We start from the raw sequence: 15266 nt of genomic DNA, 5'->3' as shown, positions 1-15266 counted from the left end.
CTCCTCCGGGCTCAGCCCTCAGGCCACCGGCTATGCACGTCGAAGCCTTCGCCGGTCAGCAGCAGGATTGTTTCATAAAGCGGCAGGCCGACGACATTGGTGTAGGAGCCCACCATCTTCTGCACGAAGCTGCCGGCCAGCCCCTGGATGCCATAGGCACCCGCCTTGCCGCGCCACTGGCCAGAAGCGAGATAGTTCTCGATCTCGAAACCGGAAAGTCGTTTGAACCGCACCTTCGTCTCGGCAATCTTCTGGCGGATCTTGCGGTCGGGCGTTACCAGGCAGACGCCGGTATAGACCCAGTGGCTGCGGCCGGAAAGCAGATGCAGCGAGGCGGAAGCCTCATCGGCGAATTCGGCCTTGCCGAGAATGCGGCGGCCGACGGCAACGACAGTGTCGGCAGCAAGGATATAGCTGCCCTTCCAGGCCATGTCGCCCTTGATCGCGGCTAATGCCGCTTCGGCCTTTTCCGTCGACAGGCGCCGGGCGAGCGAACGCGGATGCTCTGATTTTCTCGGCGTCTCATCGATATCCATCGGCATCAGGCGCGAGGGCTCGATGCCTGCCTGATTGAGCAGGTCCACACGGCGCGGCGAGCCGGAAGCCAGAATGAGCTTGTATGTGAGCGCCATGGACCCTCGACCGGAAACGGAAGCCCTTGAGGCTTCCGGGCCAAACCTATTTGAAACGATAGGTGATGCGGCCCTTCGTGAGATCGTAAGGCGTCATTTCCACAAGGACCTTGTCGCCGGCGAGAACGCGGATGCGGTTCTTGCGCATGCGGCCTGCCGTGTGGGCGATGATTTCGTGCTCGTTTTCGAGCTTCACGCGAAAGGTCGCGTTCGGCAGAAGTTCGGTCACAATACCCGGGAATTCGAGGACTTCTTCTTTAGGCATATAAAGGTTTTCTTCCTGTCGGTTGAGATGGCGGCGTGGGCCGCCCCAAAATTTTCGCGGAAACTACACAATCAGGGGTCATTTGTGAACCTTGTTGATCGGGCTTTCTTCCTTTTGTTTCATGCCGATTGCGCCGCAATGCCATTTCTCCTGACGAGCCGGGTTTCGATGAGCATCTCAAGGTGATCACGCACCTCACGGTAGGCGTCAAGAATCTGCTCGCGGGTACCGGTTGTAACCGTCGGATCCATGGTCGGCCAATAGATTACGTCGACGGCGCTCGACCGCGTCAGTTCCAGTGCGGCGTGATGGGCCTGCGGAGAGAGCGTGATGATGAGATCGAAATAATCATCCTCGAGTTCGTCAAGCGTCTGTGGCTGGCGACGCCCGAGCGACAGGCCGATTTCATCAAGCACGACGTCGACAAAGGGATCGCGCTCGCCGGCGCGAACGCCTGCCGAACGTATATAGGTATTCCTGGGCAGGATGCTACGGGCGATCGCTTCGGCTATCGGCGAGCGGATGGCGTTAAGTCCGCACATGAAGAGAATCGCACCAGGCGCCTTTCCTTCTGCCGTGGTCGGGGCCGGCGCCATCGCCGTCATCCGCGCCAGTAGAGCACGCAGACGAGCGTGAAGATGCGGCGAGCCGTGTCGAAATCGACCTCTATCTTGCCGGCAAGCCTGTCCTTCAATGTCTGCGACCCCTCGTTGTGGATGCCGCGCCGGCCCATGTCGATCGCCTCGATGCGGCTCGGCGAGGCAGAACGGATCGCCTCGTAATAGCTTTCGCAGATCATGAAATAGTCCTTCACGAGGCGGCGGAAGGGGGTCAGCGACAGGATATGGGTCGCAACATCAAGTCCCTCTTCTGTAGCGATCGCAAAGACGAGCTTGGAATCGACCAGAGAAATCTTCAGCCGGTAGGGCCCGCCGCTGTGGCCGACTGGCTCGAAGCTGTTTTCTTCGATGAGATCGAAGATCGCGACGGCGCGCTCGTGCTCGACATCGGGCGTCGAACGGCCGATCGTATCGTCAAGGACGATATCTGAGAGCCGGAAGTCGCCCTTCGCCATGCCTCACCTTTCGAGATTGAGACGGATCGCCACCGATCGCGCATGGGCGTCGAGGCCCTCGCAGACCGCGAGTGCGATCGCTGCCGGACCGAGATCGCGAAGTTGCTGTGGACCGAGCCGGAGGATCGATGTGCGCTTGACGAAGTCGAGGACGGAAAGGCCGGAGGAGAAGCGGGCAGAGCGCGCAGTCGGCAGCACATGGTTCGAGCCACCGACATAATCGCCGATCACTTCCGGCGTATGGGCGCCGATGAAGATCGCGCCGGCATTGCGGATCCCGTCGAGCAGTGCATCCGGATCGGCAACCACAAGCTCCAGATGCTCTGCGGCGATGCGGTTAGCAAGCGGTATCGCATCCTTCAGGTCCTTCACCAGGATGACAGCACCGAAATCCCGCCAGCTGCGGGCGGCGGTTTCCGCACGGTTCAAAGTCTTCAGCTGCCGCTCGACCGCGACTTCGACGGCCTTGCCGAGTTCGGCGTCATCGGTGACCAGGATCGCCTGGGCGCTTGCATCATGTTCGGCCTGGGCCAGAAGGTCGGCGGCGATCCAGTCGGGGTTGTTATCCCTGTCTGCGATCACCAGCACTTCAGACGGGCCGGCGATCATATCGATGCCGACCGTGCCGAAGACCTGGCGTTTGGCGGCGGCAACATAGGCATTGCCCGGGCCGGTGATCTTTGCGACCGGTGCGATCGTCTCCGTGCCGTAAGCAAGCGCAGCAATAGCCTGCGCACCGCTGATACGGTAGATCTCTGAAACACCGGCAAGCTTGGCTGCAGCAAGTACGGCCGGATTGACCGCACCGCCCGTTGCCGGCACTGCAATGACGATGCGCTCGACGCCTGCGACCTTTGCCGGCACCGCATTCATCAGCACCGAGCTCGGATAGCTTGCCGTGCCGCCCGGCACGTAGAGGCCGACCGCCTCGATCGCCGTCCAGCGCGAGCCGAGCCCGACGCCCATGGCGTCCTCGTAGATATCGTCCTTTGGCAGCTGGCGGCGATGGTGGGATTCGATGCGGACGGCTGCAACCTTCAGCGCGCCGAGCACTTCGGAAGGCACTGCTTTTACCGCGGCATCGATTTCCGCTTCGCTCACGCGCATCGGCACGTCGGCAAAATCGATGCCGTCGAACTTCTTGCAATATTCGGCAAGCGCCGCGTCGCCGCGGGCGCGCACGTCGTCGATGATCGCCCGCACGGCCGCGTTCACGTCTTCCGAAGCTTCACGCTTGGTTGTCAAAAACGCGGCAAAGCGCTGCTCGAAATCGTCCGATGCCTGATCCAGCCATATCGCCAAGCAGATGTTCCTTCTCAATTCGACACGGGGAAGTCTTTACGCACCCGGGTGACGGGGCTTGGAGGCGGTTTCCCATGCCCCACCAATATCGGCAAGCTGCACTTCAATGCATTCGACGTCGAGGACGATCTCGGCCGCCCCGGCAAGCGTCAGCTCGATCGTGCCATCCGGGCCCTCGCCCTTCTGTTCGAAACCGACCGACAGCAGGGACAGTACATCGTCCCGCCGCTTGCGGTCGATCCCGGTGGAGCGGACTGCCAGGACGCGCTTGAAGATCAGCGCTGCCCGGTGGCGCTCGAAACCCTTGCGCTTGTTCAGGGCATCTTCCCAGACAAAGCGGTTGGCGGCTATCGAAAACTGCCCGTCCCGTGGCGACCAGGCCATGTCCCCGACCTTGAAGACGCTGTCCTGCATATGTGCGGAGACCACGGCAAGGTCTTCACTATCGAGCGCAAGAAGCTTCAAATCGGTCATGCAGGCAAAACCCCCGGCTGTCGCTCACCGCCGGAATGGCGATGCGTTTGACAAGGGAAATAGGATGCCGCGGCTAAATGCGCAACCGGAATAAAGGGCGCAAAGCCGCCCTTCCCTACTCGCTGACGCGCTCGACGATCGCACCACAGCGGGTGAGCTTTTCTTCCAGCCTCTCGAAGCCGCGATCGAGGTGATAGACGCGCGACACCACGGTCTCGCCTTCGGCGGCAAGACCGGCGATCACCAGCGAAACGGAAGCACGCAGGTCCGTTGCCATCACCGGAGCGCCCTTCAGCCGCGGCACGCCCTCAATCTTCGCCGTCTGGCCGGAAAGCGAGATTTTCGCGCCGAGGCGGGCAAGCTCCTGCACATGCATGAAGCGGTTTTCGAAGATGGTTTCCGTCACATGCGAAATGCCGGAGGAGCGCGTCATCAGCGCCATGAATTGCGCCTGCAGGTCCGTCGGAAAGCCGGGGAACGGATCGGTCACGACATCGACCGGCCTGATGCCGGCACCATTGCGCCTGACGCGCACGCCGTTGTTGGTCGGCGAGATTTCCGCCCCGGCACGGCGAAGCGTCTCGAATGCGGTTTCGAGCAGAGCTGCATCGGTGTTTTCCAGAACCACGTCGCCACCGGTCATCGCGACGGCCATGGCATAGGTGCCAGTCTCGATACGATCCGGCAGGACACGGTGGCGCGCGCCCGAAAGCGACTGCACGCCTTCGATGGTGATCGTCGAGGTGCCGTGGCCGGAAATCTTCGCGCCCATGGCGTTCAGGCAGTTGGCGAGGTCAGCGACTTCCGGTTCGCGGGCGGCATTGCCGATGACCGTGGTGCCGCGCGCGAGCGTTGCCGCCATCATCATTACATGGGTCGCACCGACGGAAACTTTCGGGAAAGTGTAGCGCGTGCCGATCAGACCTCCGTTCGGTGCCGTCGCGTTGATGTAGCCGCCGTCGATTTCAAGGTTTGCCCCGAGCGCTGCAAGTCCTTCGAGAAACAGATCCACCGGACGGGTGCCGATGGCGCAGCCGCCCGGCAAAGAAACGCGGCAATGGCCTTCGCGCGCCAGCAGCGGTCCGATGACCCAGAAGGAAGCGCGCATCTTGGAGACCAGCTCATAGGGCGCGGTCGTATCGACGATGGTGCGGCAGGTGAAATGGATCGTGCGTGCGTAGGAGTCTTCCTGGCGCTCGCGGCGGCCGTTGACGGCAACGTCGACACCATGATTGCCGAGGATGCGCATCAAAAGCTCGACATCTGCAAGATGAGGGACGTTTTCAAGCGTCAAGGTGTCGCTGGTCAAAAGCGAGGCGATCATCAGCGGCAAGGCAGCATTCTTGGCGCCGGAAATCGGAATGATGCCATTGAGCTCATTACCGCCGACAATTCTGATACGATCCATATGGGTTTACGGGCTGTGCCCGCCTTTCTGAAAGTTCTGCCTTTAAAAGGGATGGGGGTCTTTAGACGAATTCAGGGCATGCTTCAATTCGCCGTGAACCGAACATTACGATTCGTCCATTTTTGCGGCAGGAAGCCCACTTGTCTCGTCCGCCTGGCCGGAGCGGCGCGCCCGTGTCTGCTGCTTGCGGCGCGCGAGATTTTCGCGAAGCTTTTCGGCAGCGCGTTCGCGGCGCAGTTTCGCTTGCTCTTCGATCACCGCCTTGCGGCCCTTTGCAGCATTTTCCAACTTGTCGTCCATAGTTGACATTTAGCGGATTCCGCGCCGCGCAAAAAGGGCCCTGGCCTTAATACATGCGAAGTTGGAATTTGCGGCTTGCGCTTGTCGAGAAGCTGTGGCAATAGGCCCCCCGTTCACGCATTGCAGCCGTCCGGCTCATGCGTCCTGGTCCTGCTGCCGTAGCTCAGTGGTAGAGCACACCCTTGGTAAGGGTGAGGTCGGTGGTTCAATCCCACTCGGCAGCACCAGATTTCCCCAAAGAAATAAGGGGTTTCGGAATAGGGGTGATAGGAGCAAGGTCGGGACCTTCGCCTTTCTTGTTGCTTATGGATCTCGAGATACCCAATTTAGGGATAGGCAATGGGAAGCCGAGGCTGAAGCCGCTCGTCGCGCTGCAACGAACTCTACCCACATCGCCCGATCATGCAGATCGGCGACACGTTCATGGAACACCTCTATCGGATGGTCAGATCGCAAAGGTGGAGGCGATGACGCCTGAGGGCTGCTTTTCTTGAACAGAGGCTGGTGGGCGGCTTGCTCCCCTGTCAAATCGGCCCCTCCTTTGAATCCAGACGGTCCCTCTCGCTGTTGACCACGGATGTACTAGCAGCGGTGACGACGAGAGGTCGGGTTGCCCGGCCTTTTGTTTGTTAGCCGGTCGATCTCGGCGACCAGCCGCCCTACTCCCTTTGAACAGATTTGATTTCCGCGTGTATTCTGCCACTCTGCAGCTCTGGAGAGTGTTCTGACCACGGGGGAACCATGAATCTTTCTAAGGGCGCGAAATTAGTTTGCTTCTTTGCCTCTTTGACGCTGCTTTCGGTCAACGAAGCATTCGCGCGTGGCCGTCTTCACATAAGGGTCCCTGATTGGATGGAGCCTTACATGGCCATGTTTCTGGTTTTCACGTTTTTCGGCTGGCTGGGACTGCTGGTGACAAAGCCGCGCGGAGTGCCTGTCAATCAGCTTTCTCGGATCAAAACTTCTCCCCTCGTAAACTTCCTTCGCGTATTCACTTTGACCATGTTTATGATGTTCATGGTTATGCTGTTTGCAGGCATGGTACTTGAATAAGTACAATTGAACGCAGATGACCCCAGACGCGCGCTAGGCGTTGGCCGGCACCCCCCGCGAACACCGGAAAACAGCCGGATGGAGCGAGCGAGCATGTGGGCCGGAATATGGGCCATTCGAACCGCTTCGGCGTAACCGTCGAGCAGGGGGCCTACGCGAACAACCCCTTGCGAGCGGCCGGCCTCATAAACCCCTCGTCGAATAGAGCTCTGAAGGCGGCGTCGGCGCTGGGGATCAAACTCAGTTGGCGTCGTTTGCTATTCCCCTGCGATAGAGTGACGCCTGGCCATTGGCCCTGCTCAACTCCTTGTGATCGAACCATCTCCTGCGGACTGCGGTTCTTTCAACAGAAAATGGAGGATGCTCTCATGTTTATTCGCTTCATCGCGAGTTCGATCGTCGTGGTGGCGGTCGCGACCAGTGCTTTCGCACAAACGACCGGCAGCCAGGGAGGGTCCGGCGGCGGCACGACCATTGCCCCCAATCTGAACAGTACCGGCGCAGGCACGACCCGCACGGATCCCGGCATCACCAACAGCACCGTCAATCCCGGTACCGTCGATCTAAACAGGAGCGGCAGCACGATCAACCCAAGCGGCATCAATCCTGCGATCCCGTCATCGCCTGCTTGCACGAATGCCACCGGGCAGCAGGATGACGCGGCAAGCGGAACCTCCGGGCTCGGCTGCCCGCCGCTTCCTCGATAGGATCGTGAGACGCCAATCTGGCTTCATGCGCGCCATTGCAAAAGTGGCCGCCTTACAAGCTTGACCTGCCCGGCGGCATCGTTTCTGCCAGAAATCCAATCCTCCGTCGCGTCTGACGCGAGTAAACCCGATTGCCGACAACAAATATCCCGCTAATATACCCATGTGCACGGTCCCAGCGAGGGGAACGCAAGGGGCTGGATGCGCGTTTTGGCGTAAACATCGGAGGAATACGCCTATGGCGACAGAAAGATGGGGCAATCCGGTCAAGGTCGGTTTCGAAAACGCCGACGCGCGAACCGTGAACGGCCCGTTTGACGCACTGAAATGCCTCACCGATCTTTGGCCCGCAAATCGCGGGCTTCGTTACCTCAAGGCCCGCAGCGCGTGCCGCGCGGCGCTCGATGGACGCAAGACCGCCGAAGAGGCGCGCTGCGAGTTTCTTGCGGCGGCGGAAGAAGCCAAGCTGAAGCTGCACTGACGGGTGCGCCACGGCTGACTGTAATTGGAATGATTGTCCTGTGCCGTTCAGAGACGGCGGTTCAGTTCGTTTAACTGTTGAAGCAAGACAGGCGGGAAAATTCGTTTCAAGGCGTTGCTCGCCGATGCTGAGGACCCATAAAAACCCCACAGCCGTCATGATGGTGGTCAGAGGCTCGTTCGCTCGGTCATGCGCAGGCGAGCCTCGTCCGGGCAAATCTTCCTGATCTTGCTCCTCAGCAACTGCTTTCGCTTTCTATCTCGAGATAGCCAACGCCGATAATAGTGCCGTCCGGAGTACGGATGAAGGATGGCAGATATTGCGCCTCGACCGGCTCACAGGCAGGCGCGCGGCTATATTCATTGAGGGCAATCTGGTCCTGCGGCAACGCCGAATAATAATCGATATCCGTTTCGAGTGATGCGGATGCAGGTGTGGCAAACGCGGCGGATGCAACAAGAAGGGCGGCAGCGCCCAGATGGAATGTCGTCCTCATAACAGTCTCCGGCGTTGAATTCAGACGACCAAAACACGCGAGATGCAGTTTTTGTTCCCGTTTTTTTCTTGTTCGTTCTCGCGAGAATCTTCTGTAACTTTTCTTTCACTCGAAGAAGTTTAATTGAATTGTACCAAACCGCGTGAGCTTAAGTAGAAATTGTCATGAGAATACTGATGCTTGTCATTATCGCAGCGATGGTCGCCTCCATTCTCAGTATCCTGGTCGTCAAACCTTTCAACCAGGGCGGGGGAAAAGACGACACGGTACCAGAGACAATTCAACGGCCAGAACCAAAATGACCACGCGCCACCGCAGCAGTGGCTTCACCCCAAGACCGTCTTCCGTTGCATACGGGCACGCCCAGTTCAGGGGGAATCATAGATTGTCTTTCAACCCCCCTTGGCGTGCGGCAGAGGTTGCCCATCCGGATCGACGGCCGGGGGCGTCCGATGAAAGTGATTGTTTCGGCAGTTCTCGCGGCCTTTCTGCTCTCCGCTTGTTCGTCCTCGCTGAGCCCACGGCCATTGCCGGCATCTTGACCTATGGCGGGCGGCCGCGAACCAAACCGACGAAATCACCCCGTCGGCAACCCTTTGCAACAGCTTCTACAATTCAAGCGGCAACCGGGTGCGGGGAAACCTACATTCGCCAGCCGGATCGGAGCTTGAAACTCATCAGCAACGAAGCGGTGTCTGCCCTTCATTAAAGCTTGTGCTTGACAGGAATCATTATCGAGAACATTCAAGGAACGCCTAATCTGCCCGCGCCGTGTTGCACGCGGGCCAAACGGATGGCTGGATGTATCTCGAAAAGCTCAATCCACAGCAGCGCATGGCGGTCGAACACGGCACGCTTGCCGCCGGCAGCCATGTTGCAGGTCCGCTTCTGGTGATCGCCGGCGCGGGTTCGGGCAAGACCAATACGCTCGCGCACCGCGTCGCGCATCTCATCGTCAAGGGCGCCGATCCGCGCCGCATCCTGCTGATGACCTTCTCCCGTCGGGCGGCCTCCGAGATGGCACGCCGCGTCGAGCGGATTTGCGCTGAAGTCATTGGCAGCAATTCCGGCATCATGGCCGATGCCCTGGCCTGGAGCGGCACCTTCCATGGGATCGGCGCGCGGCTGCTTCGCGATTATGCCGAGCAGATCGGAGTTGACCCCGCCTTCACCATCCATGACCGGGAAGACAGCGCCGACCTGATGAACATCATTCGTCACGAGCTCGGCTTCTCGAAAATGGAGAGCCGCTTCCCGACCAAGGGCACCTGCCTTGCGATCTATTCCCGGGCCGTGAATTCGGAGACGGAACTGCCTCTGGTCCTGCGTGATGCCTTCCCCTGGTGTGCTGCTTGGGAAAAGCAGCTCCGCGAACTTTTTGCCGCCTATGTCGAGGCAAAGCAGGCCCAGAACGTCCTCGATTATGACGACCTGCTCCTCTACTGGGCGCAGATGGTTGCCGAACCGCTGATCGCCGAGGATATCGGCGGCCGCTTCGATCACGTGCTCGTCGACGAATATCAGGATACGAACCGCCTGCAGGCCTCCATCCTGCTTGCTTTGAAGCCTGAGGGGCATGGGCTGACCGTCGTCGGGGACGATGCGCAGTCGATCTATTCCTTCCGCGCCGCCTCAGTCCGCAACATCCTCGATTTCCCGGCCTCGTTCTCCCCGCCGGCCGACATCGTCACGCTCGATCGCAACTATCGTTCGACGCAACCCATTCTCGCCGCGGCAAATGCCGTTATTGATCTTGCCTCGGAACGCTTCACCAAGAACCTATGGACGGAGCGGCAATCGGGCGAGCGCCCGCGCCTCGTTACCGTGCGCGACGAGGCCGAACAGGCCCGGTATGTTGCCGAAAAGGTGCTGGAGAACCGCGAAGAGGGCACGCGGCTGAAGAACCAGGCGGTGCTGTTCCGCGCCTCGCACCACAGCGGCGCGCTGGAAGTCGAGCTTACCCGCCGCAACATTCCCTTCGTGAAATTCGGCGGCCTGAAATTTCTCGACAGCGCACATGTCAAGGACATGCTGGCGGCGCTGCGCTTTGCTCTCAATCCGCGCGACCGTGTCGCCGGCTTCCGGCTGATGCAGATCCTGCCGGGCGTCGGGCCTTCGACTGCCCAGCGGGCACTCGACCAGATGGCGGAGGATCCAAGCCCCCTGCAGGCGCTCGCCGCCATGCCTGCCCCGCCGCGCGCCGGCCAGGATTGGACCTTTTTCGTCTCGGTCATGCAGGAGCTGAAATCCGGTAAAGCCGGCTGGCCCGCCGAAATCGGCCTTGTCCGGGAATGGTATCAGCCGCACCTCGAGCGGCTGCACGAGGATGCCGCAACGCGTCAGGCCGATCTCCTGCAGCTCGAGCAAATCGCCGGCGGCTATCCGTCGCGCGAACGCTTCCTGACCGAACTGACGCTCGACCCGCCGGATGCGACCAGCGACCAGGCGGGCGTGCCGTTGCTCGATGAGGACTATCTGATCCTTTCGACGATCCATTCGGCCAAGGGTCAGGAGTGGACCCAGGTCTTCATGCTGAACGTTGTCGACGGCTGCATCCCGTCGGATCTCGGCGTTGGCACCAGCGCGGAAATAGAGGAGGAGCGGCGCCTGCTTTATGTCGCGATGACGCGAGCCAGGGACGGTCTCGATCTCGTCGTCCCGCAGCGCTTCTTCACGCACGGGCAAAATATGCAGGGCGACCGGCACGTTTATGCCTCGCGCACCCGCTTCATCCCGGCGACGCTGCTGCAATTTTTCGAGGTCTGCGGCTGGCCGCAGGTCAAGAGCGAGAGCGTCGCTGCGCAACAGGCGCGCCAAGTCCGCATCGATGTCGGCGCCCGCATGCGCGGTATGTGGCGCTAGAGGGCAAGAGGGCGATCGGCCGGTTTGAAGAATGGCGCGAGCACGTCTGCGTCCACCTCCTCGATGGTCGAAGGCGACCATTTGGGATTTCGATCCTTGTCGATCACCGCCGCGCGCACGCCCTCGTAAAAGTCCGCGGATTTCAATATCTGCATACAGGCCCCAAGCTCACGCTTCAGGCAGGCGGCGAGACTGACGCTCTGCCTTCCTTCCCTCAGCAGACGCAGAGTCAACTTCAGGCTCGTCGGCGAGCGCGTGTGCAGCGTCTTGCGTGTCTTGGCGGCGAATTCGCTTTCGTCAGCGGCGAGCGCTTCCAGAACCTCTTCGACGCGATCGAAACAGAAGGCATGGTCGATCAACGGCCGAACGGCCCGCAGGCGGCTTTTGGTCGCCTTGCCGGAAAGATGCTTCAGCAGAGCATCGCAGGCAACCGGCGAGGACCCGGCAGGAAGCCGCGCCAACGCGTCGATGACATCCGGGAGCCGCGACGACGGGATCTCGAAATCAGCAAGGCCGGTATAGATGGCATCCGCCGCATTCAGCTCCTGGCCGGTCAATCCTGCCCATGTTCCCGTCTCGCCGGGCATGCGCGGCAGCAGCCAGGTCGCTCCCACATCCGGGAAATAGCCGATGCCGGTTTCCGGCATCGCAAGCCTCGTCCGCTCCGTCACGATGCGGTGCCGCCCGTGCGCGGACAGGCCCACGCCGCCGCCCATGGTGATGCCATCCATCAGGGCGACATAGGGTTTAGCGTAGCTTGCGATGCGGTGGTTGAGTGTGAATTCCTCGCGCCAGAACGTCTCTGCAAGATCGGAACCCTCACGCCCGCTTTCGTGGAGTACACGAATATCGCCGCCAGCGCAGAAGCCGCGCTCGCCCTCGCCCGTCACCACCACGCTTGCAACGCCGTCATCATCCGCGAATTCGTCGAGTGCCGCATCGATCATCCGCACCATGCCGAGCGTCAGGCTGTTCAGCGCCTTTGGCCGATTGAGGCGGATGATCCCCGCAGTACCGCGCCGCTCGATAATGACTTCCCGTTCGTGATCGTGCTGCATGTCCGCCGTCCACCCTCGATTGACCTCCCATCAATAAACAGAGGGAGCGCTTCGTTCCAGTGGGCCTTTCGTCGAAAAACAGGCGTAGTTGCGTTCAGAAGGAAGCCGCGGCAAGGGCGCGGTGCACTCCCTGCAGCTCCCCGACACTCCGGTTGATCAGCGCCAGCTCCCAGTCCAGTGCGCTGCGAACGATCGTCTCCAGGGAATCGTATTTCGGCGTCCAGTCCAGCACGCGATGGGCCAACGTGGCGTCGGCCACGACACTTGCGGCATCGCCGGGGCGGCGTGGCGCCATATGAATCCTGAACGCGTGGCCGTGCAGGCGCACCACCATGTTCAGCACGTCGAGCACCGTATAACCAGAGCCATAGCCGCAATTGGCGACCAACGATCCCTTGCCCTTGCGCAGATGCTGCAGTGCCTTGAGGTGAGCCTCGACAAGATCAGTGACATGGATGTAGTCGCGCACGCCGGTGCCGTCATGCGTCGGATAGTCGATGCCGTAGACATGCACGCTGTCGCGCTTGCCGAGGGCTGCCTCGCAGGCGACCTTGATGAGGTGCGTCGCGCCGCTCGTGGATTGTCCGGCGCGGCCGTGCGGATCGGCACCAGCAACATTGAAGTAGCGCAGCGCCACATAGTCGAAATCATAGGCGGCAGCAGCGTCGCGCAGCATGAATTCCGTCATCAGCTTCGACTGGCCGTAAGGATTTTCCGGGTTGAGCGGCGCTGTTTCCCTGACCGGGTCGGAAGTCTTCTGGGGACCGTAGACTGCCGCCGTCGACGAAAAGACGAAATGGCGCACACCGGCAGCGATCGCCGCGCTCAGCAGTGCACGCGTCTTGCCGGAATTGTTGTCGTAATAGAAAAGCGGATCGGCAACCGAAGCCGGAACGACAGCGGATCCTGCAAAATGGATGATCGCCTCGATATCGTTCTCGATGAAGATCGTCTTCAGCACCTCGGCATCGGCGATATCCCCAAGATAGAAGCGCGCAGCAGGCGCGACCGCCCAGCGAAAGCCGGTGGAAAGACGATCGAGCACGACGACGTTCTCGCCTGCATCGAGCAGTGCCCAGACCATGTGGCTGCCGATGTAGCCGGCCCCGCCTGTCACCAAAATTGCCATGCCCTGTTCCCTGTTTAATCGACAGAGGCATCTGACACGGCTTTTCCTTTCAGATTTTGTTATCAGGCGCCCGATCGGACGCCTTTGAACCGGTAAGTTTGCTGATGTGGTTAGAGGCTGATTTCGGCCTTTGCTACAATTTTAGCAAATGGCCGTTTGCCTTGAAGATGGCCGGGCTGCGACGGCCACGCCTTGCGCGTCAGAGCTTCAGAATGTAATCGCACAGCTTGTCGGCTGCTGCCTTGACCTGTTGCGGATCGCGCAGGAAACAGGCTCGCAGGAAAAGCTCGCCGCCTGCACCGAAGGCGGTTCCAGGCGCCAGGCCGACGCCCGTCTTGTCGACGATATCCAGCGCTGCTTTGCGGCTGTCGGTGACGCCGTCGATCTTCAGAAAGGCGTAAAGTGCACCGTCCGGCTTCAACGTCTCGACGCGGTTTGTGGCAATCAGCGCATCGCAGAGGATGTCGCGCGCAAGAGCCGCCTTTGCGATATTGGCCTCGACGAACCCATCGCCCTCGTTGAGGGCTGCCACCGCACCCTTCTGCATGAATTGCGCAACGCCCGAGGTCGAATATTGGATCAGGTTCTCGAGCACCTGCCCGGTTTCCGGCGGCGACACGATCCAGCCGACACGCCAGCCGGTCATTGCCCAGTTCTTCGAGAAGGAATTGACGAACATGACCTTGTCGCCCGGTGCCATGATGTCAAGGAAAGACGGCGCACGGGTGCCGGCGTAGAAATAGCGGGCATAAATTTCATCTGCCATGATCCATAGATCACGCTTGCGGGCAAGTTCAAGGATATCGGCGAGATCCTTCTCCGTCGCGGTCCACCCTGTCGGATTGGATGGCGTATTGATGAACAGCGCTCTCGTCTTCGGAGTGATTGCTGCTTCGATACGGTTGAGATCGACCGCCCACTTGCCGCCCTCAAACTGAAGCTCAACCCCGACCGAGCGGGCACCGGCGATTTCCAGCGCAGCGGCGATGTTCGGCCAGGCGGGCGTCAGATAGACCAGTTCGTCGCCCGGCGACGTCAATGCCTGCACCGCAATCTGGATCGCCTGCATGCCTGAGCCGGTAACATAGAAATGCTCTGCCGACAGGCCGATGCCGAAATGCCGGCCGTAATAATCCGATAGCGCCTGACGAAGCTCCGGAATGCCGCGCTGCCAGGTATAGAAGGTCTCTCCTGCTGCCAGCGCGTCCATGGCCGCCCGGCTAATGAAACCCGGTGTCGGAAGATCACCCTCACCGACCCACAGCGGCAGCAGGCCGTCGCGGCCGCGTGCATAATTGACGACTTCGACGATCCCGCTTTCTGGCGCCGAAACGGCGCGCGGGCTGAGGCTGTTCATGATCGACATGCAGATCTCCGGTTTTGGCTTTCTTAAAACAAAATCCGGCGCAAATCCCATGAGAATGCGTGATGCCATATCGATTTTCGTTATGAATCAACCTCGCATGATACCGGGGCTGCGAACGCCTCGATCAGACCGCCGGACGCTTGGCCAGCAGATCGCGGATTTCTGTGAGGAGCGCGACATCGGCTGGCGGCGGCGCCTCTTCCGCTGCCTTTTGCTCGTTGCGCTCGACCTGCCTGCGCAGCAAGTTCACGCCCTTGATCATCAGGAAGATGATCCAGGCAAGGATCAGGAAATTGATGATCACGGTGATGAAATTGCCATAGGCGAAGACAGCACCCTGCGCGCGGGCTGCGGCAAGCGTCGGCGCGTTGACCGCAGACGAAAGACCGACAAAATAGTTGGAAAAATCAAAACCGCCGAAAAGGGCACCGACGATCGGCATGATGATATCGTCGACAAGCGACTTGACGATGCCGCCGAAAGCACCGCCGATGATGACACCGACGGCAAGGTCCATGACGTTGCCTCGGGCGATAAAGGCCTTGAACTCATTGAGCATCCGATCTGTCTCCCTCTGATGCGCTCTCACGGACAGTCCGTTGTTTTCATTAGCTACATCTCTTGATTGATTATTCAATTGCAAAATTCAAACAACCAA

At 60.2% G+C, this 15266-nt stretch carries 17 protein-coding genes and 1 tRNA gene; 5 read left to right on the top strand and 13 right to left on the bottom strand.

Going from position 1 to position 15266, the window contains the following annotated elements; genetic code table 11:
* Nucleotides 1-11: 11 nt before the first annotated feature.
* The 8 genes from AM571_RS03125 to AM571_RS03090 all read right to left on the bottom strand — a co-directional run bounded on the left by AM571_RS03125 (nucleotide 12) and on the right by AM571_RS03090 (nucleotide 5456).
* Nucleotides 12-632, bottom strand: a complete 621-nt coding sequence (locus AM571_RS03125) for a Maf-like protein (RefSeq protein WP_074060141.1) — start codon at nucleotides 630-632, stop codon at nucleotides 12-14.
* A gap of 46 nt (nucleotides 633-678) precedes the next feature.
* Entirely contained in the window at nucleotides 679-897 is a 219-nt protein-coding gene (gene infA, locus AM571_RS03120; RefSeq protein WP_003545338.1) for a translation initiation factor IF-1, read from the bottom strand.
* A 119-nt stretch (nucleotides 898-1016) separates the two neighbouring features.
* Nucleotides 1017-1502 (bottom strand): low molecular weight phosphatase family protein, encoded by a 486-nt coding sequence (locus tag AM571_RS03115; RefSeq protein ID WP_420493364.1) that lies wholly within the window; start codon nucleotides 1500-1502, stop codon nucleotides 1017-1019.
* Complete coding sequence (locus AM571_RS03110) at nucleotides 1499-1972, bottom strand: UPF0262 family protein (RefSeq protein ID WP_074060139.1); 474 nt, start codon at nucleotides 1970-1972, stop codon at nucleotides 1499-1501. Before AM571_RS03110 ends, AM571_RS03115 begins: the two co-directional genes overlap by 4 nt.
* A 3-nt stretch (nucleotides 1973-1975) precedes the next feature.
* Entirely contained in the window at nucleotides 1976-3274 is a 1299-nt protein-coding gene (hisD, locus tag AM571_RS03105) for a histidinol dehydrogenase (RefSeq protein WP_074060138.1), read from the bottom strand.
* Nucleotides 3275-3310: 36 nt separating this feature from the next.
* Nucleotides 3311-3748, bottom strand: coding sequence for a DUF2948 family protein (locus AM571_RS03100; protein WP_074060137.1), 438 nt, complete (start codon nucleotides 3746-3748; stop codon nucleotides 3311-3313).
* A 115-nt stretch (nucleotides 3749-3863) separates the two neighbouring features.
* A complete protein-coding gene (murA, locus tag AM571_RS03095; protein WP_074060136.1) occupies nucleotides 3864-5156 on the bottom strand; it encodes a UDP-N-acetylglucosamine 1-carboxyvinyltransferase in 1293 nt (430 codons plus the stop codon).
* 105 nt (nucleotides 5157-5261) lie between these two features.
* Entirely contained in the window at nucleotides 5262-5456 is a 195-nt protein-coding gene (locus AM571_RS03090; protein WP_074060135.1) for a hypothetical protein, read from the bottom strand.
* 152 nt (nucleotides 5457-5608) lie between these two features.
* On the opposite strand from AM571_RS03090, the gene AM571_RS03085 reads away from it, so the two are divergent.
* The 4 genes from AM571_RS03085 (at nucleotide 5609) to AM571_RS03070 (ending at nucleotide 7697) form a co-directional block, all read left to right on the top strand.
* Nucleotides 5609-5683: transfer RNA gene (locus AM571_RS03085), tRNA-Thr, on the top strand.
* Between the two features lie 514 nt (nucleotides 5684-6197).
* A complete protein-coding gene (locus tag AM571_RS03080; protein ID WP_074060134.1) occupies nucleotides 6198-6509 on the top strand; it encodes a hypothetical protein in 312 nt (103 codons plus the stop codon).
* A 368-nt stretch (nucleotides 6510-6877) separates the two neighbouring features.
* On the top strand, nucleotides 6878-7216 hold the full coding sequence (locus AM571_RS03075; RefSeq protein WP_074060133.1) for a hypothetical protein: 339 nt from the start codon (nucleotides 6878-6880) through the stop codon (nucleotides 7214-7216).
* A 238-nt stretch (nucleotides 7217-7454) separates the two neighbouring features.
* On the top strand, nucleotides 7455-7697 hold the full coding sequence (locus tag AM571_RS03070; RefSeq protein ID WP_074060132.1) for a DUF982 domain-containing protein: 243 nt from the start codon (nucleotides 7455-7457) through the stop codon (nucleotides 7695-7697).
* A 235-nt stretch (nucleotides 7698-7932) separates the two neighbouring features.
* Here AM571_RS03070 and AM571_RS03065 read toward each other — a convergent pair whose 3' ends face one another.
* Nucleotides 7933-8193: a hypothetical protein gene (locus AM571_RS03065; protein WP_074060131.1), complete on the bottom strand. Its 261-nt coding sequence runs from the start codon at nucleotides 8191-8193 to the stop codon at nucleotides 7933-7935.
* Nucleotides 8194-8994: 801 nt separating this feature from the next.
* Here AM571_RS03065 and AM571_RS03055 point away from each other — a divergent pair.
* Nucleotides 8995-11055: an ATP-dependent helicase gene (locus AM571_RS03055; protein ID WP_074060129.1), complete on the top strand. Its 2061-nt coding sequence runs from the start codon at nucleotides 8995-8997 to the stop codon at nucleotides 11053-11055.
* Here AM571_RS03055 and AM571_RS03050 read toward each other — a convergent pair.
* The 4 genes from AM571_RS03050 to mscL form a co-directional block, all read right to left on the bottom strand.
* Nucleotides 11052-12113: an enoyl-CoA hydratase/isomerase family protein gene (locus AM571_RS03050; RefSeq protein ID WP_074060128.1), complete on the bottom strand. Its 1062-nt coding sequence runs from the start codon at nucleotides 12111-12113 to the stop codon at nucleotides 11052-11054. The two genes, AM571_RS03055 and AM571_RS03050, sit on opposite strands and share 4 nt — an antisense overlap.
* Nucleotides 12114-12207: 94 nt before the next feature.
* Complete coding sequence (gene galE, locus AM571_RS03045) at nucleotides 12208-13242, bottom strand: UDP-glucose 4-epimerase GalE (RefSeq protein ID WP_074060127.1); 1035 nt, start codon at nucleotides 13240-13242, stop codon at nucleotides 12208-12210.
* 199 nt (nucleotides 13243-13441) lie between these two features.
* Nucleotides 13442-14608 carry a pyridoxal phosphate-dependent aminotransferase gene (locus AM571_RS03040; RefSeq protein WP_074063048.1) on the bottom strand — a complete coding sequence of 389 codons (1167 nt, stop codon included), beginning with the start codon at nucleotides 14606-14608 and terminating at the stop codon, nucleotides 13442-13444.
* A gap of 124 nt (nucleotides 14609-14732) precedes the next feature.
* Entirely contained in the window at nucleotides 14733-15167 is a 435-nt protein-coding gene (gene mscL, locus AM571_RS03035) for a large conductance mechanosensitive channel protein MscL (RefSeq protein WP_074060126.1), read from the bottom strand.
* Nucleotides 15168-15266 lie beyond the last annotated feature (99 nt).

Origin of the sequence: Rhizobium etli 8C-3 (genome assembly GCF_001908375.1) — a bacterium.
Taxonomy (GTDB): domain Bacteria; phylum Pseudomonadota; class Alphaproteobacteria; order Rhizobiales; family Rhizobiaceae; genus Rhizobium; species Rhizobium etli_B.
Note: the sequence above shows the minus strand (reverse complement) of the source record. Positions and strands in the feature narration are given on the sequence as shown.